18 protein-coding genes and 1 pseudogene are annotated in these 23971 nt (G+C 57.3%); 12 read left to right on the forward strand and 7 right to left on the reverse strand.

All coding sequences use genetic code 11. The features are described from left to right. Positions 1-51: 51 nt before the first annotated feature. Together QUE75_RS06375 and ilvG are read right to left on the reverse strand one after the other, a co-directional pair. On the reverse strand, positions 52-333 hold the full coding sequence (locus QUE75_RS06375) for an ACT domain-containing protein (protein ID WP_286254469.1): 282 nt from the start codon (positions 331-333) through the stop codon (positions 52-54). Further along, a complete protein-coding gene (gene ilvG / locus QUE75_RS06380; RefSeq protein ID WP_286254471.1) occupies positions 330-2027 on the reverse strand; it encodes an acetolactate synthase 2 catalytic subunit in 1698 nt (565 codons plus the stop codon). Before ilvG ends, QUE75_RS06375 begins: the two co-directional genes overlap by 4 nt. A 342-nt stretch (positions 2028-2369) precedes the next feature. Here ilvG and QUE75_RS06385 point away from each other — a divergent pair, with 342 nt between their 5' ends. The 4 genes from QUE75_RS06385 (at position 2370) to QUE75_RS06400 (ending at position 9290) form a co-directional block, all read left to right on the forward strand. After that, positions 2370-3452, forward strand: a complete 1083-nt coding sequence (locus tag QUE75_RS06385; RefSeq protein ID WP_286254474.1) for an efflux RND transporter periplasmic adaptor subunit — start codon at positions 2370-2372, stop codon at positions 3450-3452. A gap of 5 nt (positions 3453-3457) precedes the next feature. Next, a complete protein-coding gene (locus QUE75_RS06390) occupies positions 3458-6535 on the forward strand; it encodes an efflux RND transporter permease subunit (RefSeq protein ID WP_286254475.1) in 3078 nt (1025 codons plus the stop codon). Further along, positions 6535-7257 (forward strand): pseudouridine synthase, encoded by a 723-nt coding sequence (locus QUE75_RS06395; protein WP_061331667.1) that lies wholly within the window; start codon positions 6535-6537, stop codon positions 7255-7257. Before QUE75_RS06390 ends, QUE75_RS06395 begins: the two co-directional genes overlap by 1 nt. A gap of 164 nt (positions 7258-7421) precedes the next feature. Next, the gene (locus tag QUE75_RS06400; RefSeq protein WP_286254476.1) at positions 7422-9290 is read left to right on the forward strand and encodes a sensor domain-containing diguanylate cyclase; all 1869 of its coding nucleotides are present in this window, start codon (positions 7422-7424) and stop codon (positions 9288-9290) included. Here QUE75_RS06400 and QUE75_RS06405 read toward each other — a convergent pair. Continuing rightward, the gene (locus QUE75_RS06405; RefSeq protein WP_286254477.1) at positions 9260-10726 is read right to left on the reverse strand and encodes an amidase; all 1467 of its coding nucleotides are present in this window, start codon (positions 10724-10726) and stop codon (positions 9260-9262) included. The two genes, QUE75_RS06400 and QUE75_RS06405, sit on opposite strands and share 31 nt — an antisense overlap. Before the next feature lie 184 nt (positions 10727-10910). Here QUE75_RS06405 and QUE75_RS06410 point away from each other — a divergent pair, with 184 nt between their 5' ends. Further along, positions 10911-11519, forward strand: a complete 609-nt coding sequence (locus QUE75_RS06410; RefSeq protein ID WP_286254478.1) for a methyltransferase family protein — start codon at positions 10911-10913, stop codon at positions 11517-11519. 9 nt (positions 11520-11528) lie between these two features. Here QUE75_RS06410 and djlA read toward each other — a convergent pair whose 3' ends face one another. Together djlA and QUE75_RS06420 are read right to left on the reverse strand one after the other, a co-directional pair. After that, positions 11529-12311 carry a co-chaperone DjlA gene (gene djlA, locus QUE75_RS06415; RefSeq protein WP_058093084.1) on the reverse strand — a complete coding sequence of 261 codons (783 nt, stop codon included), beginning with the start codon at positions 12309-12311 and terminating at the stop codon, positions 11529-11531. Between the two features lie 50 nt (positions 12312-12361). Next, positions 12362-15163 carry an HD domain-containing phosphohydrolase gene (locus QUE75_RS06420; protein ID WP_286254479.1) on the reverse strand — a complete coding sequence of 934 codons (2802 nt, stop codon included), beginning with the start codon at positions 15161-15163 and terminating at the stop codon, positions 12362-12364. A gap of 86 nt (positions 15164-15249) precedes the next feature. Here QUE75_RS06420 and alkB point away from each other — a divergent pair, with 86 nt between their 5' ends. From alkB to QUE75_RS06440, 4 genes are all read left to right on the forward strand, one after another. After that, on the forward strand, positions 15250-15900 hold the full coding sequence (alkB, locus tag QUE75_RS06425; RefSeq protein ID WP_286254480.1) for a DNA oxidative demethylase AlkB: 651 nt from the start codon (positions 15250-15252) through the stop codon (positions 15898-15900). A gap of 259 nt (positions 15901-16159) precedes the next feature. Next, a complete protein-coding gene (locus tag QUE75_RS06430) occupies positions 16160-17647 on the forward strand; it encodes a SulP family inorganic anion transporter (RefSeq protein ID WP_286254481.1) in 1488 nt (495 codons plus the stop codon). Between the two features lie 77 nt (positions 17648-17724). Continuing rightward, on the forward strand, positions 17725-18576 hold the full coding sequence (locus QUE75_RS06435; protein ID WP_244178329.1) for a universal stress protein: 852 nt from the start codon (positions 17725-17727) through the stop codon (positions 18574-18576). A 17-nt stretch (positions 18577-18593) separates the two neighbouring features. Continuing rightward, positions 18594-20153: a phospholipase D family protein gene (locus QUE75_RS06440; RefSeq protein WP_286254482.1), complete on the forward strand. Its 1560-nt coding sequence runs from the start codon at positions 18594-18596 to the stop codon at positions 20151-20153. Between the two features lie 260 nt (positions 20154-20413). Here the strand turns inward: QUE75_RS06440 and QUE75_RS06445 are convergent, their stop codons facing one another. After that, positions 20414-21682, reverse strand: a complete 1269-nt coding sequence (locus tag QUE75_RS06445) for a hypothetical protein (protein WP_286254483.1) — start codon at positions 21680-21682, stop codon at positions 20414-20416. A gap of 268 nt (positions 21683-21950) precedes the next feature. Between QUE75_RS06445 and QUE75_RS06450 the strand changes: the two genes are divergently transcribed. Then, positions 21951-22193, forward strand: coding sequence for an AbrB/MazE/SpoVT family DNA-binding domain-containing protein (locus QUE75_RS06450; RefSeq protein WP_286254484.1), 243 nt, complete (start codon positions 21951-21953; stop codon positions 22191-22193). A 10-nt stretch (positions 22194-22203) separates the two neighbouring features. On the opposite strand, the pseudogene QUE75_RS06455 reads toward QUE75_RS06450, so the two are convergent. After that, positions 22204-22452 (reverse strand): annotated as a pseudogene (locus QUE75_RS06455) (transposase domain-containing protein); the annotation flags it as partial. A gap of 531 nt (positions 22453-22983) precedes the next feature. On the opposite strand from QUE75_RS06455, the gene QUE75_RS06460 reads away from it, so the two are divergent. Both QUE75_RS06460 and QUE75_RS06465 read left to right on the forward strand, forming a co-directional pair. Then, positions 22984-23247 (forward strand): type II toxin-antitoxin system Phd/YefM family antitoxin, encoded by a 264-nt coding sequence (locus QUE75_RS06460; protein WP_286254485.1) that lies wholly within the window; start codon positions 22984-22986, stop codon positions 23245-23247. After that, on the forward strand, positions 23240-23965 hold the full coding sequence (locus tag QUE75_RS06465; protein ID WP_286254486.1) for an Abi-alpha family protein: 726 nt from the start codon (positions 23240-23242) through the stop codon (positions 23963-23965). The genes QUE75_RS06460 and QUE75_RS06465 overlap by 8 nt, the downstream gene beginning before the upstream one ends. The last annotated feature ends 6 nt before the right edge of the window (positions 23966-23971 follow it).

The following is a 23971-nucleotide window of genomic DNA, read 5'->3' on the forward strand; positions in this document are numbered from 1 at the left end:
ACCCCACGTACCCGCCCGCAAACCCAAAAGCTAGGAGCCCAAGCCAGCCCCTTAAGCCGAAACGGAGCGAACCGACGCCCCCTGCTCCTGAAGGCCCACATCCACAACCGTATGCAGCTTCTCCAGCTGAGAGCGTAACATGGCAATAGGCCGACTGCCGGAAAGGGTCAGGGCGATATCCAGGTAGTCATCGGCAGACTCCATAGACATACGCGAAATCTGGAACCCCCGAACCCGAACCACCTGGCAAAGCCGCTCCAGCGCCGCCGCCTCCTGATTCATCCGACAGTTCAACGTATAACTCGGTAACTCTGTTTGTGCTTGCGCGCTCATGCTACGTGCTCCTTGCTGGTGGTAGTGCGACGTTTTTCGTCAATCATGTCTCGGTTACTGGCGCCGGGTTTCACAATCGGCCAGACATTCTCCTCCCGGCTGATGGCCACGTGCAGCAACATCGGGCCGTCGTAAGCCAGGATCGTCTCAATGCCCCGGCGAATCTGATCGGTGCGCTCAATGTGCAGGGCCGGGATATCAAACGCCCGCGCCATAGCCACAAAATCCGGGTTGTCGTCCAGATTGATGTGGCTTTCCCGGTTGTCGTAGAACAACTCCTGCTGCTGGCGCACCATGCCCAGACACTGGTTATCCAGAATGATCAGCTTCAGCGGCAGGTTATAGCGGCGAATGGTGGCCAGCTCCTGGGCGTTCATCATGAACGAGCCATCACCGGTGACATTGATGACCGTGCCGCGACGATTCGCAAACTGGGCGCCAATGGCCGCCGGCAGGCCGAAGCCCATGGTGCCCAGGCCGCCACTGGTCAGATGGTGGCGTGGGTGGTCGAATTCGTAATGTTGGGCAACCCACATCTGGTGCTGGCCAACGTCACAGGCGATGACCGTATCATCCGGCGTAATCCGTGAAAGCTGGCGGATAAACGCGGGGCCGGTGATCGGCGCCAGGGCTTCCTCGTTGTCCGCCGCCTGGAAGCCACTGGTGGTGTGCCAGGTTCTGCATTGCTTTTGCCAGTGGGCAATGGCCAGTGGCTTTTCCTTCAAGGCCTCGGTGAACGCAGGCAATATCCGGTTCAGGTCACCCCGCAGGGCCAGGTCTGCCGGGCGCAGCTTGTTGATCTCGGCGGCGTCGGCGTCGATGTGAATCATCCGGGCGTTGGGCGCGAAGCCGTCCAGTTTGCCGGTGGCACGGTCGTCCAGGCGGGCGCCGATAACCAGCAGCAGGTCGCATTCATCAACCGCCTTATTGGCCGCCCGGGAGCCGTGCATGCCCAACATGCCGAGGCTGTGAGGATTGTTCTTGCCCGGGTTGCCAATCCCCTTGAGGGTCACAACACCCGGCAGGGCTGATGTGTTGGCAAAGGCGCGGAAGCTTTCCTCCGCGCGGGCCAGAGATACGCCGCCGCCACTGTAGAGCAGGGGGCGTTTGGCTGAGTAAAGCATGGCCAGCGCGTCGGAAATCTCCGGGCGAAGCGGATCCGGCTGAGCGCAGGTTGCAGCAGCCGGCGCCTCGATCTCCGTTAACTGAATGTCTTTGGGAATATCAATCCACACCGGTCCGGGCCGGCCGCTCTGGGCCAGGGTAATGGCTTCTTCCATGATGGCGGGCAGGGCCTCGGCGTCGTCTACCAGGTAACTGTGTTTCACGATGCCCAGGGTCATACCCAGAATGTCGGTTTCCTGGAAGGCATCGGTACCAATCAATCCGGATGGAACCTGCCCGGTGATCACCAGCATGGGGATGGAATCCATATAGGCATTGGCAACGCCGGTGATCAGGTTGGTGGCGCCGGGGCCAGAGGTGGCAATGCAAACGCCGATCTCGCCACTGGCCCGAGCATATCCATCGGCAGCCAGGGCGCACGCCTGTTCGTGGCGGCACAGCACGTGCTCCACACCCACATCGTCCACCAGGGCATCGTATAGCGGCATGATGCAGCCACCCGGATAGCCGAATACGGTATGGATGTTGTGGCGGTGGAACGCTTCAAGAATGTGCTGTGCGCCGTTCATGCTCGTTTTTCCCTTTTTTCTTTGCCGCAAAAAAGAAACCCCCGGGACCTTTCGGTGCCGGGGGTTTCTGGTGTCTTTGTCAGGTTGTCGCTATCTCACCCGCTTGTCCACGCAAAAGCCCCCGGACGGTACCACGACCACCAGGACTAGCTTCACGATGACAACCATTGCGTTGAGATTCATAAAATCGACAGTCTGCTCTGAATTGATTCAAACAATGTGTGTAGAATCTAACCCACGTTTAAATCCGGTTGCAACCGTTTATTGCCGGAAATGTGGCCTCGCCCGCCGAGCGTGGGTTGTCAGGGCCACCAATAAGAACGATTCCGTGGCGAGTGTTACATGACGAAAGCAAAATTGGGCTCTCTCGGGCTGTCACTTCTGATACTTGTGCTGCTGGTTGTCTGGATGGCGACTGGCGATGTAAAGGTAGCCAGTAAAGAGGCACCGGATGAGCCACAGGTGCGGGATGCAGAAAGGATTCGGGTTGAAATTGAGACCCTTGAAGCAACCCGTTACCAACCAACCCTGAAACTACAGGGCCAGCTTGAGCCCTGGCGTTCGGTGATGGTGGGTGCGCGGGTAGCCGGCACGGTTGAGCGAATGCAGGTAGAGCTGGGGCAAAGCGTTCGTGCCGGGCAGGAGTTGTTGCAGCTGTCTGTTGATGGCCGGGACGCCGTTGTAGAGCGCTGGCGCGCCAACATTCAAAAGCTGGAGGCTGACCTTGCCGCCGGGCGCCGGTTGAGGGCCAACAACCTGGCGGCGGAGACCGACATTCTCAGGCTGCAGAGTGACCTGGCGGCGGCCCGGGCGGAGCTGGCGGCTGCGGAACTTGCGGTCAGGCACCTTCGGCCCGAGGCCCCGTTTGACGGCGTGGTTAACCGTAAAGATGTGGAGCAGGGCGATCTGGTGCAGGTGGGTACGCCGATGCTGGAGCTGGTGCAGATTGACCGGCTGAAAGCCACCGGCAGAATTCCGCAGCAAACCGTGAAGGATGTTCAGCCGGGGCAGGCCGTGGAGGTTAATCTTCTGGATGGCACACGGCTGGCCGGCGTGGTCAGCTTTGTTGCCAGCGCGGCAAGCCCCGAAACCCGCAGTTTTGCCGTTGAAATTGTAGTGGAGAATCCCGAACAGAAACGCGCGGCCGGGGGCACGGCCAACCTGAATATCCGGTTGCCCGAGCAGGATGCGATTTTTATCTCACCGGCGTATCTGAGCCTGGACGATGACGGCCGGCCCGGCGTGAAATATGTGGATGACAGCAACGCTGTGGTCTTCCAGAACGTTCAGCTGTTGAGCGTATCCACCAACGGTGCCTGGGTGTCTGGCCTGCCGGAGCGGATTCGCCTGATTACCCGTGGTGGCGGTTTTGTGGCCGAGGGTGAACAGGTCGAGCCCGTTGATCGCTCGGATCGGCGGGGTTAACGGCCATGCGAGCGCTGATTTCGGCGGCCATGGACCGCAGCCGCACCACCTTGTTGCTGTTCCTGTTTCTGTTACTGGGCGGCATGGCGGCCTATCAGGCGATTCCCAAGGAATCCAACCCTGACGTCACCATACCCATGATCTATGTATCCATGACCCTGGAGGGCATCAGCCCCGAAGACGCCGAACGACTATTGGTGCGCCCCATGGAACAGGAACTGCGATCCCTGGAGGGCATCAAGGAGATGCGGGGCAACGCCTCGGAAGGTCACGCCTCGGTGATGCTGGAGTTTGATGCAGGCTTCAATCCCGACAAAGCGCTGCAGGATGTCCGAGAAAAGGTGGACACAGCCCGCACCAAGTTGCCCCAGGAAGCCGACGAGCCCCGGGTAAATGAGATCAACGTCTCCCTGTTTCCCGTGCTGTCGATCGGTTTGTCTGGCCCACTCTCCGAGCGTGAGCTCATCACCATTGCCCGTCGCCTGCAGGATGCCATCGAAGCGATTCCGGAAGTTCTGGAAGTCGACATTGGCGGTGACCGCGAGGATCTTCTGGAAATTGTGGTGGATGCCCAGGTGTTGGAGAGCTACGGCATTGACTTCGACCAGTTGGCCTCTCTGGTCACGCGCAATAATCAGCTGGTTGCCGCTGGCTCCCTGGACACCGGCAATGGCCGGATGGCCCTGAAAGTGCCGGGGGTAATCGAGACCATCGAGGATGTGATGTCGATGCCGGTGAAGGTAGACGGCGATTCGGTGGTCACCTTTGGCGATGTGGCCATGCTGCAGCGCACCTTCAAAGACCCTACCGGTTTTGCTCGAATTAACGGCGAGCCGGCACTGGTGCTGGAAGTGTCCAAACGCTCAGGCGCCAACATCATTGAAACCATCGAGAAAATCCGCGCGCTGATCGACGACGCCAGGCCACGGCTGCCAGACACTCTGGACATTCGTTACATCATGGATCAGTCCGATGAAGTTCGGGATATTCTGTCTGACCTCCTGAACAACGTGATGACCGCCATCGTGCTGGTCATCATTGTAGTCATTGCCACCATGGGGCCCCGCTCCGCGTTCCTGGTGGGGCTGACCATTCCGGGCGCATTCCTGACCGGTATTCTAGTGATTTGGAGTATGGGGCTGACCCTCAATATCGTGGTGCTGTTTAGCCTGATTCTGGTAGCGGGCATGCTGGTGGATGGCGCCATTGTGGTGTCTGAGCTGGCGGACCGGAACCTCAGCGATGGTCAGCCGGTGAAAACCGCCTGGGTAGAAGCCGCCTCGCGAATGGCCTGGCCGGTTATAGCCTCAACCGCCACCACGCTTGCGGTGTTCGTACCCCTGTTGTTCTGGCCTGGAGTTGTGGGCGAGTTCATGAAGTTCCTGCCGATGACGGTGCTGATTTGTCTGATCGCTTCGCTGGCCATGGCTCTGGTGTTCCTGCCAGTGATGGGCGGTGTCAGTGGCGGCCGGCGTGTGCACCAGGACGCCACGGAAGGGCGGTTCATGATCATTTACCGCAATACCCTTGGCACCTTACTGCGCCGCCCGGGGTTGACCCTGTTGGGTGCGTTGGGAGTGATTATCCTGATCTACGCGGCGTATGGCCGTTTCAACCACGGCGTGGAATTTTTCCCCAGCGTGGAACCGGATTCTGCCCAGGTGCAGGTGCGCGCCCGGGGCGATCTGTCTGTGTGGGAGAGAGACGCCATTGTGCGCCAGGTGGAGCAGCGCTTGCAGAATATGCCGGAAGTAAAAGCTCTGTATGCGCGTTCCATGCTGTCAACCAGCAGCCAGCTGGCGCCAGATGTCATCGGGGTGTTGCAGTTCCAGTTCAACGACTGGTTTACCCGCCGTACCGCCACCGACATTCTGGAGGATTTTCGAGAACGAACCAGGGATATCCCTGGTATCGAGCTGGAGTTTCGCAAGCAGGAAGGTGGCCCGGCAGAGGGCAAGCCCATAGAGCTTCAGGTCAGCAGTATGAACAGTGACGAGCTGAATGGGTATGTGGATGAGATTCAGCGGCAGATGCGAGCATTGGGTGGCTTCGCCGATATCGAGGATGACCGCAGCCTGCCGGGTATCGAGTGGCGCCTGCAGGTAGACCGGGAAGCGGCGGCCCGCTTCGGTACCGACGTGTTGAGCATAGGCAGTGCCGTGCGCCTGGTCACCAATGGCCTGGTGCTGGCCACCTACCGGCCGGAAGATGTCCGGGATGAAGTCGATATTGCCGTGCGGGTTCCAAACAACTGGCGGGAGCTGGACCACCTGCAACGCCAGACCATCCACACCCCGCGCGGCCAGGTGTCACTGTCGGAATTTGTCAGCCTCGAACCGGGTGATAAAACCGGCTCCATTGTCCGGGTAGACGGCCAGCGCACCATCACCATCAAATCCGACGTTGCCCCGGGCCGACGCATGGATGAGGTCTTGCGCAGCCTGCAGGCCGAAATGCCAGAGCCGCCCGAGGGGGTAAGCGTTCGCTTCGCCGGCGAAAACGAAGACCAGCAGCAGGCGGCCACTTTCCTGACCACAGCTTTTCTGGTGGCGGTGGGCCTGATGCTGCTGATATTGGTTACCCAGTTTAACTCTCTCTACCAGACTTTCCTGATCCTGTCGGCGATTGTGCTGTCGACTGCCGGCGTGCTGCTGGGCCTGCTGGTCAACGGCCAGTCTTTCGGGGTGGTGATGGTGGGTATGGGAATCATCGCCCTGGCAGGCATTGTGGTGAACAACAACATCATCCTGATTGATACCTTCAACCAGATGAAGAAAGAGGGCAAGGCCGCCTACGAGGCCGCTCTGGAAACCGGTTGCCTGCGTTTACGGCCGGTGCTGTTGACAGCCATCACCACCATTCTGGGCCTGATGCCCATGGTGCTGGGCGTCAACGTCAACCTGCTGGAGCCGTCGCTCGGGCTGGGAGCACCTTCAACGCAGTGGTGGACACAGTTGTCCAGCGCCATTGCCGGTGGCCTTGCCTTTGCCACCCTGCTGACATTGCTCCTGACGCCGGCGCTATTGGTGTTGGGTGAAAAAGCCGGCCAGCGGGTTCGGGCGTTGTTCGGTCGGGATTCCTGATGCCATTCGCCGACAACCCTCTTGTCGAACTTTATCGCGATCAGTGGCTGCTGGCGGTCCACAAACCGGCGGGGCTTCTGGTTCATAGAAGCCCCATCGACAAACACGAAACCGAGTTTGCCCTGCAATACGCCCGTGCGCTGAATGGCGGCGAGCATGTGTACCCGGTGCATCGCCTGGACCGGCCCACCTCGGGTGTTTTGCTGTTTGCCAGAGATCCGGAGACTGCCCGGTTGGTTGGGCAGGCCATGATGGCGGGCGAGGTGGAGAAAACGTATCTGGCGATGGTGAGGGGGTGGGCGCCCGAGTCTGGCGTGATTGACCACCCGCTGAAAGATGAGCCGGAAGACCGGCGTTTACGTGGAACTGAACAGCCTGTGCGGGAAGCGCTCACTCACTTCCGAAGGCTGGCGACCACTGAGATTCCGGTGGCCATTGAACGCTATCCCTCCAGCCGGTACAGCCTGGTGGAGCTATACCCGAAAACCGGCCGAAAGCATCAGCTACGCCGCCATATGAAACACATCAACCACCCCATCATCGGTGATGCTAACCATGGCCGGGGGCGCCATAACCGGTATTTTGCTGAACGGTTTGGCGAGGGCCGGTTGATGCTGGCGGCTACCCGGCTGTCGTTGTTGCACCCGGTCTCCGGCGAAGAGCTGACACTGGTATCCGAGCCGGAAGAGAGCTTTCTCCGGGTGCTTGAAGTGTTTTCTTAGGCCCCGTTTAACAATTGGCTAAAAGTGTTTGATTAATAACCAGTGTGTATCTTTTTTTGTCATTTTGCGTCGATTGGTAGTAGCGGCAGGCGCCGCGCCCAAGCTTGGTGCATACTCGTTGATAAGCACATAACTACACTAAATGCTTATACCCGAGGCCCACTGTGCCAAGACTCTCGTTACTGCTCATTCTTGCCCTCAGTCTTTTGCTGCCATCGTCAGTGTTGGCAGAGCCGGCAACCTGGGACAAGCACTCGAAGCGACTGGAACTGGCGCCCCATGTCGATTACTGGTTGGAAAACGGGCGAACCTCGTTCTCGGAGGTAACTCAGTTACCAGATGAATCCTGGACCGCCGGTGGCGATGAAAGTGCTAACTTCGGCTATAGCGATGATGTGTACTGGTTCCGTTTCCGAGTGACCAACGTCACCGGAGTGGAAGCCGTCAATTTCATGGAAATTGGTTACCCGGTCTTGGACCACATCGAAGTCTACCTCCCTGACGCTCAAGAACCTCTTCTGCTGGGCGACAAGCGGCCGTTCTACGACCGGCCCATCCACCACCGTCATTTTGTGGTGCCTTTGCTGTTGCCAGCCAATGAAACAGTTACGGTATACCTCCGGGTGGACACTACCAGCTCCATGCAGGTGCCGCTGACACTCTGGGAGCGGGATGCGTTTTATGCGGCCGACCAGGGCCGTAGTATGCTGGAAGGTATCTACTACGGCATTGTCCTGGTGATGATCCTGTACAACCTGTTTGTGTTCATGGCCGTCGGCGAGCGCAGTTTTCTCTATTACGTTGGCTACATCACCACCATGCCCCTGTTTCTGGCCAGTCTTCACGGGGTTGGTTTCCAGTACCTTTGGCCGGAAGGCACCTGGTGGAACGATCAGTCCATTATTGTGTTTCTGAATCTGGTGATTGTATTTGGTGGGGCCTTCAGTATCCGCTTTATCAGCGTTACCCGTGAGAATCACCCGTTGTTGAACCGGTGGACCATGGCGATGATCATGGCCGCTGGCCTGATGGCTGGGGCAGGTCTGTTTATTCCCTACAAGCACATGATTCTGCCCACCATTCTGATCGCTGCGGTGGGCTGTTCGACCATGCTGGTGCTGAGCGTGGTGCGTTGGATCAAGAAAGACCCGGCGGCTCGCTATTACACCGTTGCCTGGGTGTTCATGCTGTCTGGGGGAATTGTACTGGCCCTGAACAAGTTCACCTTCCTGCCGCGCAACCTGCTGACAGAGAATGCCACTCAGGTGGGCTCGGCACTCGGTGTCATCCTGCTCTCACTGGCCCTGGCAGACCGCCTGAACCGGGAGAAGAAGCGTTCATTTGCCGCGCAGCAGAGGCTCCTGCGTGAAGAACGCAAGGCTCGCCTGGCTCAGGAGAAGTCGCTGCGGGTGCAGCAGGAGGCCAACGCCATGCTGGAAGAGCGGGTGCAGGAACGTACCCGGGATCTGGAAACCCTGAACGAGCAGTTGCTGGAATTGAATGCCACAGACCCGCTAACGGGCCTGAAAAACCGGGGGCATTTCGACAAGGCGTTCCAGTCATCGGTGGTTCATGCCTACCGGTTTGAGGAAGTCGTGTCACTGCTGGTGCTGGATATCGACCATTTCAAGAAATTCAACGATACCTACGGCCATCTGGTGGGTGATGATTGTCTGAAAATGGTGGCCCAGTGCATCAAGCGCCACGTGACGCGCCCCCAGGATCTCGCTGCCCGCTATGGCGGGGAAGAGTTTGTGGTACTGCTGCCGGATACTCCCGGAGACGGTGCCGAGCGGGTAGCAGAGCGGATTCGGAAGGAAATCGAGAAGACCGCCTTCCGGGTGTCCGGTGAAATGCTCCACCTGACCGTCAGTATTGGCGTGTGCAGTGTGTCACCTTCCCGTGCCGATGCCACCAAGGAAATCTTTTCCTGCGCCGACGAGGCACTCTACGAGGCCAAGGGGCAGGGCAGAAACCGGGTAGTGGCTAACCGGCATCAGGGTCAGGCCATCAGTGCCACATCACCCGCGTAGCGATTATCGCCCAGGCGTGAGATGAGGGGCAGTGGATGGTCGGCTTCAAGCGCGTAAGCCAGTTCCAGCAGGGTGCGCTCATCACCGTGTCGAGCCATGAACTGAACGGAAACGGGCAGGCCCGCGTCTGTGAGTGCCATGGGTACGGAGATGGCCGGTGCCCCGGTGGTGTTGGCTAACGGAGTGAAACAGACGTACCGGGTCAGCCTGTCAAACAGCTGGTCAAACGGCACTGTCGGGCTCAGGTGCCCCAGTGGCGGTGTCGTCTGGCCGAGTACCGGGGTCAGCACGGCATCGTATTGGGACATATGCCGCGCATAGTCCTGCTGCGAGCGCTTGAGTCGCCAGAGCGCCGCAGGCAATTTCCAGAGTTTCTTCCGGAACATTCTCTCCAGGCCGTTGGTCAGTCCGTCAACTTGCCGCTTATCGAACTGAGGGTGCATCAACTTGTGCCCCTGCAGTTTCACGCCGAAGGCCAGCAATCCCCAGTAAAGTGCAAAGTCGTCAGGAAAAGACGCTGGAATGGGAGCATCCATCGGCTCGATGATATGCCCGAGTTTCTCGAGATAGCGCGCGGTGGCCTCCACGGTTTTGCGGGTTTTCGGGTCTGTTTTGTGGCCGGTCACCGAGTCCAGAACCACTCCGATCCTCAGCTGCTTTCCTGACGGACCCTGCACATGGCCCACTCGGGGAAGGGCCGGGTTGCGTAAATACTCGTCCGCGGCTGCAATGAAGCCTGCGGAATCCCGTACAGAGCGGCTGACCACTCCATCACTGACAATATTGATGGGCAGGGTTTTGGCGGCCTCGTTATCCACCACACGGCCCCGGGTGGGTTTCAGCCCAATCAGCCCACAGCAGGCCGCCGGGATTCGGATAGACCCGCCACCATCGTTGGCATGGGCCACAGGCACAACGCCGGCGGCCACCAGGGCGGCAGCGCCACCCGAGGAAGCGCCGGAGGAGTATTGCAGGTTCCAGGGGTTACGGGTGGCGGCGCCATGGGCCGGCTCGGTGGTGGCATTGAAGCCGAATTCCGGCAGCGTGCTCTTGCCCAGACACAGGTAGCCCTGCGCCAACATCTGCTCGGCGAACGGGCTGGTTTTGCTGGCGGTATTGCTGGGCACGGCCGCCGAGCCATGGCGCGTTGGCAGGCCCTGAACGTCGGTGTTGTCTTTGATAAACGTGGGCACACCGGCAAACGGGGCCTCAGGCTTTGCGAGGCTGCGAGCAAACGAGAGGCTTCGGTCGTAATCCGTGGCAACCAGTCCGTTAATCACCGGCTGTGCCATTTCAGCCCGTTCAATGGCGGCTTTCGTGACGTCCAGCGCTGACACCTCACCAGCACGAATGCGCGCCGCCAGGGCGGTTGCGTCATCCTCGCCCATGGCATCATCACGAAAACAATGGAATGGACCTTGGTGTTCGGACTGCATGGTGTACTCCAGACTGATCAGATCGTCTAACGATAACTCACCTGAAAACGTGATGGCATGTCATTTTGGGTATCGCGTCACATGCTCCGTTAAAACCAGCGAACGGGTGATTGATTCTGATCACTTTCAATAACCGGAATCAGACAGTAAGCTGATAGCCAACCTGTTGAACCAGAATGCATAAATGGATCTGATTGAACCCGCTGTCCGAACGTTTCTCGGCATCTTTTTTCTGATGATTGGCCTGCAGTTCTCCGCCAGAACACTGGGCTTATACGCCCGTATGGGGTTCAGTCACATTCATTACGGTGCCCGGGGCAAAGCGACCTGGTGGCATCGCCACATCTTCAATGTCTTTCGCGCGGCGATTCTTCTGGTGTGTCTGGCGCGGATTTTTGTCGACCTGGATGGCTGGCTCGGGGTATTTGCCTGGCTGTATCACGGGCCGGTTCTGTTGGCCGGTGCGGTGTTACTGCTGGCATCGTTCACGGCGGTGAATTACCTGCAGGCGTATATGCACGAAGACTGGCGCTCCGGTATCGCACCCACTGCAGATAAGGCCAGGCTGCTGACTCATGGCCCCTACAGTCGTTCCCGAAATCCGTTGTTTCTGGCGGTTATGACCGGGCAGCTGGGCTTCTTTCTGGCATTGCCCAGTGCGTTTTCGCTGGTTTGCCTGGTGGCGGGTGTGCTGGTGATTACCCGCCAGGCAAAAGAGGAAGAAAAAGCCCTGGCTCAGCGCTTTGGCCAGGACTATGAGGTTTACCGGGCAAGGGTGCCCCGCTGGTTCTGACGGCTGTCGTCAGGATGCCTGTTTTCGGGCGTCTTTGATCACATCGTAGGCGTGGCTGATTTCACGAGTGCGCTCTTCCGCCATCTCCCGCATGCTCTCGGGCATGCCGCGCCCGGCCAGTTTATCCGGGTGGTTCTCACTCATCAGCTTGCGGTAAGCGCGTTTGATCTCTGCATCGGAGGCAGAGGCGGATACCCCCAGTACCTTGTAGGCGTCCTCAATCTGCTGCCCCGAGGAGTAGTTCGGGCTGCCGCCGGCATGCCCGGCATGGGCGCCGCGCAGCATGGCTTCCAGTTGGTCTACCTGGCTTTCTGGCAGGCCAAGGCCCCGGGCAATACGCACCAGCATCTCGTGCTCGGCCGGGTGCACCTGGCCATCCGCGGCCACCGCCGACACCTGAACCTGCAGGAACATCTGCAGAAACGCGGGCTGGCGGCCGGAGTTCTGCAAAAAGCGGTTGAGCTCCGCGTCCAGGTCGAAATCCGGTTGCTTGCCACGGTTGAAGGCGTCCCGGGCGATGGCTTTTTGCTCTTCGTTCAAACGAAACCGTTCAAACATCGCCTCCGCCAGTTGAATCTCGTCCCGGGTCACCACGCCGTCGGCCTTGCACAGGGCGCCCATGACGGCAAACACGGATTCAACGAAGTTGTTTTGCAGGCTCTGAATCTTGCCTATCAGCCGGCTCTTCATCCGCTGGAACAGGAATGCGCCAATGGCAGCCCCCACCAGGAATCCCGGAAACCGGCCAAAGGCATAACCGATCAGGCCACCGAAAATCATTGCGAACAGCATTCAGATATCCTTAGCAAGTAAATCAGTCCGTAGAATATACGTGTTTTTGGTCAGCGCTTCATGAACAGGCTTTCATCCACCGGATCAATCTGTTCCGGCCTTAGGTGCTGTTGTGCGTAGGTCAGCCAGATACGGGACTGCAAAAACAGGTTAAAGGTGTCCTTGTCCAGGTGCCCCTTGTCCACCATAACCGCCATCAGCCCCAGGGATTCGGAGAGGGTTTTACCGCGTTTGTAGGGGCGGTCTACCGCAGTGAGGGCTTCGAATACATCGGCGATGGCCATGATTTTTTCCGGAATGCTCATGTTTTCACCTGTCAGCCTGCAAGGGTAGCCATTACCATCCATTCGCTCGTGGTGGGTGCCGGCGAGCCTCGGCACATTGGCCAGCCGATCTGGCAGCGGCAGGGCATCCAGCATGCAGATGGTCTGCACGATATGCTCGTTGATCTTGAATCGCTCTTCGTCGGTGAGGGTGCCATAACGCACCGTGAGGTTGTGCAGCTCACCCCGATTGTAGGCGTGCTCCGGCAAGGTCATATCGAACCCCCAGCGGTTACGGGGATCGTCTTTGCGCACCGGTGGAGTATTGTCGCCCCAGCTGCGCAAGTGGCCGGGTTTGTCAGCCAGCAAGGTTTCCATAACAGGTAGCTCGGGTGTTGGCTGGTGTTCCAGAGCTTGCTGTTCGTCGCCGGTCAAGCCCAGGCGGTCGTTAAAGTTCCGTAGCCAGGTGCGGCTGCCAATCTGGTGAATGCGCGCGACATCGTCATCCGACATGGATTCGCTGCCTTGATTGACCCGCGCAAGAAACGCGAATTCCTCCTGCAGGGTTTCTTGCAACTGATCCCGTTGTTGCCGCGCCTCGTCAGAATCTTTCCCTTCCAGGCACGCCTTCAGGTACTGGATGTCGGCATCCCGGTGTAACACCTCAAAACGGGTTCGGATTTCATGTATCCGGTTGTGAATGGTCTCAAGCTTGACCGCCTTATCAACCACATATTCCGGGCTGGTTATCTTTCCGCAGTCGTGGAGCCAGGCGGCCAGGCGGAATTCATAACGTTCGTCTTCGGACATCCTGAAGCGTGCAAACGGGCCGTCACTGGCGCTCTCAGCCTGTTCAGCCAGCATCTGTGCCAATTTGGGCACCCGCTCGCAGTGGCCCCCGGTGTAGGGTGATTTGGCGTCGATGGCGTTGGCCACCAGTTGAATGATGCCGTCCAGCAGGGCCTGCTGGCTTTCGATCAGCTCACGGGTTTCGATGGCAACGGCGGCAGAACCGGCAATCTCGTCAACAAACAGGATCAGGTCATCGCTCAGTTCTGTTTTGTCTCCGTGCTCGATCTCGATAATCAACACGCCAATCAGTTTGCGGCGGCGGTTGCGGAGAATGGCAAACACCGAGTGGCCGGGAATGTGGCTGCGCAGAATACGGATCAGTTCGTTGTCATCGGCGGCAGGGGGAATAGACCTGAGCGCCTTGGGTATTTCAAGGCCGCCATTCACGGTCAGTTCGAGTTTGTGATCGTGAATGTTGAACAGGTAGATCGCACCGCGTTTCTGGCCCACGATACTAACGATCTGCTCGAGAATATCCTGCAGCAGCTGGTTCAGGTCCTGGCCGCGGTTCAGTACGGTGGAAATGTTCTGGAAGCTGCGGATGGTATGGGCCATGTCGTCCAGCGCAATGCTCAACTGCGACGCCTCGCGGATGTGAGACTCGGAACGAACCTTGGTGTCGAATCGGAAGCGTGACAGCTGGCTGACTCTGTCTGTCAGCTGCTCCAGCGGCTTGCCCACCTGGCGCCCCATAAACCAGCCGATGACCAGCAACAGCAGGGCGATGGCTCCAGCAATGAGGGTTTGCCTGGCCAATGCGGCCCAGACTTCTGCAAGCAGTTCATCAGAGGGAATGGCAATCACAATCGACAGTGACTCATCCGGCAGGGCATCCAGTGCCACGGCAACGCCATACCAGTCACGCCCCTCTGCGAAAAAGCCGCCGACGCCCCGTTCCGTTTGCTGCAGCCGGGCCGTTTGGATAACGGCACCGGCCTCTTGCTCAAACTCTGAACTGGCCAATAACTGCCCTTGATCATTGATGATGGCGAGCTGGCTGCCGGGCGTCTGGCGCAGTTGGGCGAGCTGGGCGCCAAGATCATTCACCGTAACGTCAATGCCAAGGACCGTGGAAGGAGTTGCACTGGCCCGCTGAGACAGTGTCAGCCCAGTTTCCTGAGTGGTGAAGAAGACGTATGGCGCGGATAACTGCAGTTCGCTGACGCTCTGGGCTGCCTGATACCATGGCCGTTGGCGGGGATCGTAGTCATAACTTTCCAGCACCCGATGCTCGATCAGATTTAGCCCCTGATCGTAGAAGCGCCATACCCCAACCCGTTGTTCACCTTCTCGTTCGAGGCTTTGCAACAGGAAGTGGCTGCCAGTGGGAGCATCCGAAAACTGCACGGACCCTGAATTGCTCAAGGTGCGGAAGAGAAAGAAATCGCCGTCGCCAAAGCCGGCGTAAATAGCACTGACGATGGTGCTACTGGACAGGATGTCGGCCAGTACCGGCAGCCGCTCAAGGCGCTGATCCAGTGTGGTTGCCGCCGTTAACGGGTCATGTCGGAGCACCGCCAGGGCGGTGGAGGGCGGTTGGGTAATGGCGTTGATGCGGTCATCCACGCTGGTGGCCAGTTGCCGTGCCGTGGCCTCTGCCGCTGTTAGTTTGGCCTGCTCCATGCCGCGAAAGCTCTGGCCCACCAGCACAAGGGTGAGAATGAGCATGCCCAGAGTGATGGCGGACGCGATCAGAAAAGCGAGCGACACCTGTGCGGTCTGGCGGTTCGGCAGCATGGGCGAGCCTTAAATGGAAAACAGGTATCCTGAGTGTAGACCCTGACCGCCGAGGTGTTTTGAATGTTGATGAAAATGATCAGGTTATGACAACAGATCTGTTTGATTTCAGTGATGCTGAACCCTGGCAGGAACTGGTGGGTGAGGGCGTTGTGGTATTGCGCCGGTTTGCCCGGAACACGGCCCCGGAGCTGATTCAGACCATTGGTGAGGTGGCCAGCAAAGCGCCGTTCCGGCATATGGTAACGCCCGGCGGCCACAGCATGTCGGCCGCCATGACCTGTGCCGGCGGTCTGGGCTGGGTGACAGACCGGACGGGTTACCGGTACCAGTCGACAGATCCGGAATCCGGTCTGCCCTGGCCTGAGATCCCCGAGTCCTTTATAACGCTGGCGCGGAACGCTGCCGAGGCGGCGGGGTATCGGGGATTTGTGCCGGATGCCTGCCTGATCAACCGTTATCAGCGCGGCGCCCGCATGGGGTTGCACCAGGACAAAGACGAGCAGGATTTCTCCTGGCCCATTGTCTCCGTTTCCCTCGGTTTGCCGATAACCTTCCAGTTTGGCGGGCCGAGGCGATCAGACAAGCCCCTGAAAATCCCCTTGGAGCACGGCGATGTGGTGGTTTGGGGAGGGCCGGCCCGGCTGTTCTATCACGGCGTACTGACACTCAAAGCGGGCCACCACCCTTTGACGGGCTCTTGCCGTTACAACCTGACTTTTCGCAAAGCCGGTTGATGTGTGCGGCAGCGAGGCGGTTGGCACCCTTGCCTTACTTTCCTGACCCGCTTCTGGTAAGCTTCGCCGCCCCGATTCGACAGTAATCTGACTTTCATCCAAGCGAAGCATTCCATAACCGTGACGATCCTTCCGCCATAGCGTTCATGCTCCCTTAACTGGCCTCGCCCAGACTTCTTTTTCAGGTTTCCTGACACCCGCCCGTGCCCGTGTGCATGGCAGCCGTTTATTTTCATTGTTCAGTTGGATATCCCCAATCATGGTGCAATCACTCAAGCAAAACTGGTTTTCCAATATTCGAGGCGACCTGCTCGCCGGTATCGTTGTTGCCCTGGCGCTGATTCCGGAAGCGATTGCGTTCTCCATCATCGCGGGCGTGGACCCGAAAGTGGGTTTGTATGCCTCTTTCTGTATCGCCGTGATTATCGCCTTCGTGGGCGGCCGGCCAGGCATGATCTCGGCAGCAACCGGCGCCATGGCCCTGTTGATGGTGACGCTGGTCAGAGAGCACGGCCTTGAGTACCTGCTGGCGGCAACCCTGTTGACCGGTGTCATACAGATTGCGGCGGGTTATCTGAGACTGGGTGGATTGATGCGCTTTGTGTCCCGGTCTGTGGTGACCGGGTTTGTGAACGCACTGGCTATCCTGATCTTTATGGCCCAGTTGCCGGAACTGACCAATGTGACCTGGCATGTGTATGCCATGACCGCCGCTGGCCTTGGCATCATCTACCTGTTCCCGCTGATTCCCACCGTGGGCAAGCTGATTCCATCGCCTCTGGTGTGTATTGTGGGCCTGACCCTTGTGGCCATGGTGATGGGCCTGGATATCCGCACGGTTGGGGATATGGGCGAACTGCCGGATACCCTGCCCATCTTCCTGTGGCCGGACGTGCCGCTGACCCTTGAAACCCTGATGATCATCCTGCCGTATTCGGTTGCTCTGGCCGTCGTCGGCCTGCTCGAATCGCTGATGACAGCCACCATCGTGGATGACCTGACCGACACCACCAGTGACCGTGACCGTGAGTGCAAGGGCCAGGGCATTGCCAACATCGGCTCTGGTTTGTTGGGTGGCATGGCCGGTTGCGCCATGATTGGCCAGTCCATCATCAACGTTAAATCCGGTGGTCGCACTCGATTGTCGACCCTCACCGCCGGTGTCTTCCTGCTGATTCTGGTGCTGGTTCTGGACAAGTGGCTGGTGCAGATTCCCATGGCCGCGCTGGTGGCGGTGATGATCATGGTCTCTATTGGTACCTTTAGCTGGGACTCCATTCGCAATCTCAGGGAGCACCCGTTGTCTACCAACATCGTGATGCTGGTAACGGTGATTGTGGTGGTGGCCACCCACAACCTGGCCTTTGGCGTTCTGGCGGGCGTGCTGCTGGCGGCGCTGTTTTTTGCCAACAAGATTGGCCACTACATGCTGGTAACCTCCGAGCTGGATGAAAACACCGAGACCCGTCGCTACACCGTGGTAGGTCAGGTGTTCTTCAGCTCGTCAGAGAAGTTCCTGGAATCCTTTGACTTCAAGGAAGCAGTCGATAATGTAGTAATAGATCTCAGCCGGGCCCACTTCTGGGACATCACCGCCGTAGCTGCGCTGGATAAGGCGGTGATCAAGTTCCGCCGTGAAGGCTCTGATGTTGAGGTAATTGGCCTGAACCTGGCCAGCGCCACCATCGTTGACCGCTTCGGTGTTCATGATAAGCCGGATGCCGTCGACCGCCTGATGGGTCACTGACAATGATCGACAGCAATGAAAAGAACGACATTCGCAGCCACAATAACGAGCAGACGGACAACCAAGGCGAGGCAAGTATGTTACGAGTAGTGGCCTGTATCGATGGCTCCCGGGCAGCACCTGCAGTATGCGATTACGCAGCCTGGGCCAGCCGGCACATGGAAACGCCCCTGATGCTTTTGCATGTTCTGGACGAAGAACGCTACCCGGCGGAGCCGGATCTGGCGGGCAACATCGGCCTTGGCAGCCGTGAGCAGTTGCTGGACGAACTGGCGCAACTGGACCGAAAGCGGGCCAAACTGGCGCTGGAGCACGGCCATCACATGCTGGATGAAGCCGAAACCAGGGTGAAGTCCGCCGGTGCGGAGGAGGCCGTCAAGCGCCAGCGCCACGGTAATCTGACTGAGTCTCTGGTGGCTCTTGAGAAAGAGACCCGCCTGTTTGTCATGGGGCTGCACGGTGAAAGCAGTTCTGACCGTGATATCCACATCGGCAGCCAGCTGGAGACCGTCATCCGAAGTGTGCATCGCTCCATCCTGCTGGTGCCGGATGACTATAGTGAGCCGAAAAGTGCCATGCTGGCGTTCGACGGCAGCCCCACCGCTTTCCGGGGGGTGGAACTGATTGCCCAGAGCCCGGTACTCAAAGGCATGCCCCTGCACCTGGTGATGGTTGGCCCGGATACCGCCGACCGCTGGGAGCAGCTCAAGAAGGCAGAGCAGATGTTGTCCGGGTTGGGCGTTGATATCACCCTGGCCATTCGCGCCGGGGATGTAGAACCTGCATTGCACGCGTACCAGGAGGAGCATGACATCGACATTCTGGTGATGGGCGCTTACGGCCATTCCAGAATTCGCCAGTTCCTGGTGGGCAGTACCACCACAACCATGCTGAAAACCGCTAAAAAACCATTGGTTATCATTCGCTGACAAGGAATCCCCCGGCCATGCTGACCCGGCAAGTAGTCCCGTTGATCGCCAGGCTGAGCCTGTTATTGTTTGCGGGGCTGCTTGCCGGCTGCGCAAGGGGATTGCCGCCGGTCGACCATGGCCCGGTTTTGGCGGTATCCTCGGTGGCAGACTCCTTCACAACGGATCAGCGCCGGATGCACCTTGATCCCGATTCCCGACTCTCTGCGTTTGGGCTGCTCGACACGGGCCGCGATGCCTTTGTGGTTCGCAGCGCCCTGATTGAAACCGCCAGTCAGCGCATTGATGCCCAATATTACATCTGGAACGACGATGCCAGCGGCCGGTACCTGGCTGGCCGCCTGGTAGCCGCTGCAGACCGGGGCGTGCAGGTTCGCCTGTTGCTGGATGACATCAATGTGGCCGGCAAGGAATCCCTGTTTGCCATGATGGAGGCCCACCCGGCCATCAGCATCCGGATTTTCAATCCGTCTCCTTCCCGCAAGGGCGTTGGCCGTTGGCTGTCGTTCATCACCGACTTCGACCGCATCAACCGGCGCATGCACAACAAGACCTTTGTGGTGGATGGCAATGTCGGTATCACCGGCGGCCGCAACATTGGCGATGAGTACTTTGACGAGCACCAGGAACTGAATTTCCGGGATCGCGACGTTATGGTGCTCGGGCCGCTGGCTGGCGCCATGACCGATAACTTTGAGGCCTACTGGCAAAGCCCGTGGTCCTACCCGCTGGGGCAATTGTATGAGCTGCCGGAATCGGAGCGTGCGGGTGACCGCTTATCCGGACTCAGCCGTGCCACCACTGAGCCGCTGCCTTTTGCTGCGCCCGTACCCCAGGGCAGGAACCAGGCGGAATCCCTGCTGGCAGGGTGGTTCGCTGACATGGTGAAGGCGGAGGCCGAGCTGGTGTTCGATCCGCCACCGGAAGACCTGGAAGCGCCGGCGGACAAACCGCGAAACACCGCAAAGGCCCTGTTTGATCTGATCGAATCGGCCCGGAAGGAAATCCTGATTGAGTCCGCCTATCTGATTCTGGCAGACGAGCAGCTGAACGGGCTGGACAATCTGGGCAACCACGGGCTGAAGGTGGCGGCGATCACCAATTCGCTGGCCACCAACGATCTGGTCACCAATCATTCCGGCTACGCCCGTTGGCGGCGTGAGATGCTGGAGCAGGGCTTTGACCTGTACGAGTTACGCCCTGATGCGCCAGCCTGTAAACGTTGGGTGGCCAATGAACAAGCCTGCGATAAAGGTGTGGTCAGCCTGCATTCCAAAGCCGTGGTGTTTGACCGGGAAACGCTGTTTATTGGCTCGTTCAACGTGAACCTGCGTTCTATCTACCTCAACGGCGAGACAGTGCTGGTGATTCGCAGTCCGCAACTGGCGCGCGCGGTAGCCGAAGATATTGAGCGCGCCATGGCGCCGGAGAACAGCTGGCGGGTGAGCCTGAACGAGCAGGGTAGTCTGGTGTGGCAATCCCGGGACGGTGAGGTTTATCAGGAACCTGAGAGCGGATTCTGGCGCCGGGCGGCGTCCCGGATGTTGTCCTGGCTGTCGATCGAGAAGTATCTCTGAGGCCTGTCAGGTGACCCGGCATAATTCCTTTTGAGACAAAGTGCGGCTGAAAGCCGCATGGTTGTCGATTCAAAATTTCCAATAATTGAAAATTCGGAATTAGACAATTTAAAAATAATTGTTATGGATCGAAAAGGCTATTAAATACAGTTTCTTATGGGGGGGGTCTTTAACCTTGGCTTCGGCTGTTTTCAGCGCGCGAATTCAGGGTAAGTAAACTTTTAGATGCGCCCGATATTGTGCGTGGATTGAGGCTAGCGCTATTTGTATTTCCAGCTTTCATGAAGATCGATCCTTTGTGCTACTTTAGAGATCGAAGCCTCAAGGTCCAGCTCTTTCAATGTAAAATATGCATCAAGATCTGATTCGATCATTGAAGAGACTTGGGCCACCAGATCTTTTGGGACTGAGAAATCTACAGTGCTTTGGTTGATTATAGGGTCAATAGAATCTGCCTTGCTTTCTAGCCAAGTGAGCCAACTTTCTCGCTCCTCAGAACGGTCATCAGAGCAATCAGTGCCTCTCATGCCTTCAACGAAGCTTCTGATCCGCACGGCCTCTTGGTACTGAGCAATACAGTGATTCAATCTTTCTTCACACTGATGATTGTGATTCAGAGCCTTGCGGACCAAACCCGACAAGCGACTTTCCAGCCTCTCAATGTGTTCCCGATTTTTCCGTTCAATTTCGACCCGTTTTACTCGCGCTACCTCTTCCAAAATACCGTCGATGATCTCAGGAATTCGTTCCTCCAATTTCTTTCGCTTGTTGTCTTTGATTTCATGCATCCACGAGGATGTGCCGAACTGGAATCTCAAGGTGCCCGTGCTGTGGTAGCGATACTCCCAAGTCGTCCACCTACGCTCAGATTTCACTCTTTCTTGCTGACGATGCTCCGTAATCGTGAACAGGATCTCTACCTCTTCAACAAATACTGAGTTCTTTTTCCGATCTCTTTCTGACGGGATTTGTGTCTTCCATTGCGACTTTTGAAACTCTCGAAGAATGGTATCCATGAGCAGAAGCGCTCTTTCCACCATTTCTGGCATGACCGCTATTCGGATTACCTCAGCGGCCCCTGGTAACACGTGCTGGTACTTGTAATCCCGCGCAGCTTTTGGGGAAGAGTAGATCTTATATGCCTTTCGGACCGTTGGTAGAGCCTCTGAAATGGACGTGACTGGGTCTTTGATCGCCGGTACGGGTTCGGTTAAAGAAGCGGTTGTCGGACCAGATGTTTGCGACACCTTCGTTGGAGTTTTGGGGAGGGACGAAGGGGGCTCTCCCTTCCTAGGGTTCCGAGGAGGATCCTCGAGAATAACGTTCTCGTTAGGGTCTCCAATCAGTGCTGGTTGACTGGGTGATTTTCCCATAGACACTAATGTCCAATACCCTGGTTCCGGTAGGGGGATGTTTTGCTTCTTACTTGCAGAAGTAATGGTATTTGAATTGACTCCCCAGACGGATGCAAGCTCCTTTCTTGGGGTCGACCAGAGTGCCTCATAGAGCGCCTGCCGGTTAATTTCCATGGAGGACATCCTCGTATATTCAATGTTGGACGTGGTCGCGAGTCGCTTGGTGTTGATTGTGCCCCTAAGTCGCAGAATGGCGATTCTGGGTTGAATAATAAAAAGCAGTACAGGCCGACTACTTTGATAGGTCTATAGTTACAACAAGTAGCTTTTGTTGCCAAGAGCGTAACCGTCCGGTGACCCCATCTTGAATCTAGTGCTATTGGACGGATGGGGTTACGAATTTGGTATATTGGTAAAAAGGCTTTGTAAGCTAGAGGTTTCCATGAAAAAGAAACGACCAACAGAGCAGGAGCTACTCGAAAACCTAGATGCCTACGGAGCCCACGCGGACGAGTTGGCTAAGCCGCTCTCTCACGAGTCTGAGTCCTTGAAAAAGCTAAAAGGTTCAGTCAAGAAATTCGAACGACCCACAGAGCCTGCCATTGCCCCCGAAGACTGGGATGCTTGGCTTGACGGGGAGGGTGCTTCAGAGGATTTCATGGAAGACCGTGGAGAGAAGCGGTGAGTGGTAACCATCACACCTTGTCAGCTATAGTCGGCGTCCAGTTGTGGGGCAATATCTCGTCGATGGCGTTGTTTTTCTGCGTCGGCAGCCGGGTCAGCACATCTTTGAGGTAGGCATAGGGATCATGCCCGTTCAGCTTGGCTGACTGGATCAGAGTCATGACCGCAGCAGCACGCTGACCGCTCCGTAGTGAGCCCGCGAACAGCAAGCTGCTGCGCCCCAGCGCCCAGGGTCGGATCTGGTTTTCCACCAAGTTATTGCGCTACTGAAAGGATAAACAGGCTGGGCCTAATAGCTGGGGGTAGTAGATAGCCTCCTCAGTGGGGGAAGAGGGCGAGCTGGGCTGAGCTAGTTGAGCAGACGCTTGTAGAAGTTGGCCCACGTGTGCTGTGAGAGCCTTTTCTAGACGCTGACTTTGGAGGGATCTCGCGGGTAACTTTTTGAAATTAGATTACTTTTGGACCAACCATCTCTAAACCTCCTGTTCGTGAACAATGTATTAAATTGATCCATTGACTCTTCCTTGTCAAGCCCGTCTCGGGATCCGAGCCCTGTACTTGTTGGAAATCGATTTTCATTGCTGATTACCGAAATCGAAGATAAGGAAGGGGCGTGTTTGAGTTGTATGCGAACTGAGAAATGCGGATCAACCGTCCCCACAGAACTATAGTTACAGCAAGCCTTTGTCTGGGCCAGCATCGGTCCGGCATCGAGGTCCGCTCTTACGAGGGTGAACAAGTGCAAGTCATGATAGGCTTGAAGCATGGATAAGGGGTGAAAGGGAGCGGTAATGAAAAATTCGATCAAGCGGGTATTGCCATTGGAAAAGTCCGTCACTCTCAGAGAATTTTCACGATCCCCATCTCGCTGCTTCGAAGACGTCCCTGTTGCCGTCTTAGCCAAAGGTCACCCCGTCGGTTACCTTCTGAGCCCTGAACTCTTCAAAGATCTCACATTTCTAATGGCTCAAACCAAAGACCCTGTTCTATTGAAGAAAGAACTCAATCTTTCGGATGCCTGGCTGGAGAAGTTTTTAGGTGCCGACGATGTCTGAGGAGGCGAAGGCAGTTCAAGAGGTCGCGAAAACTACCGGTGTCGCGATCCGTGCAGTAGAAAAGATGGGAGCGTTTCTTTCCAATGTCGCCGGTGTTCCCATTGCCACAGCTGTAGGCATCTTCGAAGACAAGCTAAGCTACATGAGATGGGAAAATCAGCTGAACTTAATCGAGAAAGCAAACGAAAAGCTGGCTCAGCGCGGGTTATGTTCTCCTACCCGATTGCTTCCGTTGCAGTTCACTGTCCCACTTGTCGAGGCTGCGTCACTCGAAGATGACGACTACCTTCAGGATTTATGGGCCACTGTGCTGGTGAATGCCGCAGACGAAACAGTCGATGTGCAGCTCAGGCGTGCGTTTATAAGTATCTTGGAAGACATGACATCTCTCGATGTTCGGATTTTGAAAGTTATCGGGGCCGCAACTCTGAGTCCTACTTATCAATTGGATGTGCTAAATCCTGGATTTTATGTAGGCTATTTGCCCGAGAGAGCCGCCCCAATGGATGAGTTCCAAGATGGAATTCCTGAGCCGAAAAAGGATGTCCGGATTTCGGTCGGCAATTTGCATAGGCTCAACCTTCTTTCAATCTCACAGACCGTAGATGGAGTTTCAGATCCTAGTCATGTAAGGATTACGGAATTGGGGAAAGAGCTGTTATGTCTGTGTTCCTCGAATGGAGATGGTGACGTTCGTCACCGTTATGAGGCCAAATAGACGACC

The sequence above is a fragment of the Marinobacter shengliensis genome (genome assembly GCF_030297115.1).
GTDB classification, from domain to species: Bacteria; Pseudomonadota; Gammaproteobacteria; order Pseudomonadales; family Oleiphilaceae; genus Marinobacter; species Marinobacter shengliensis.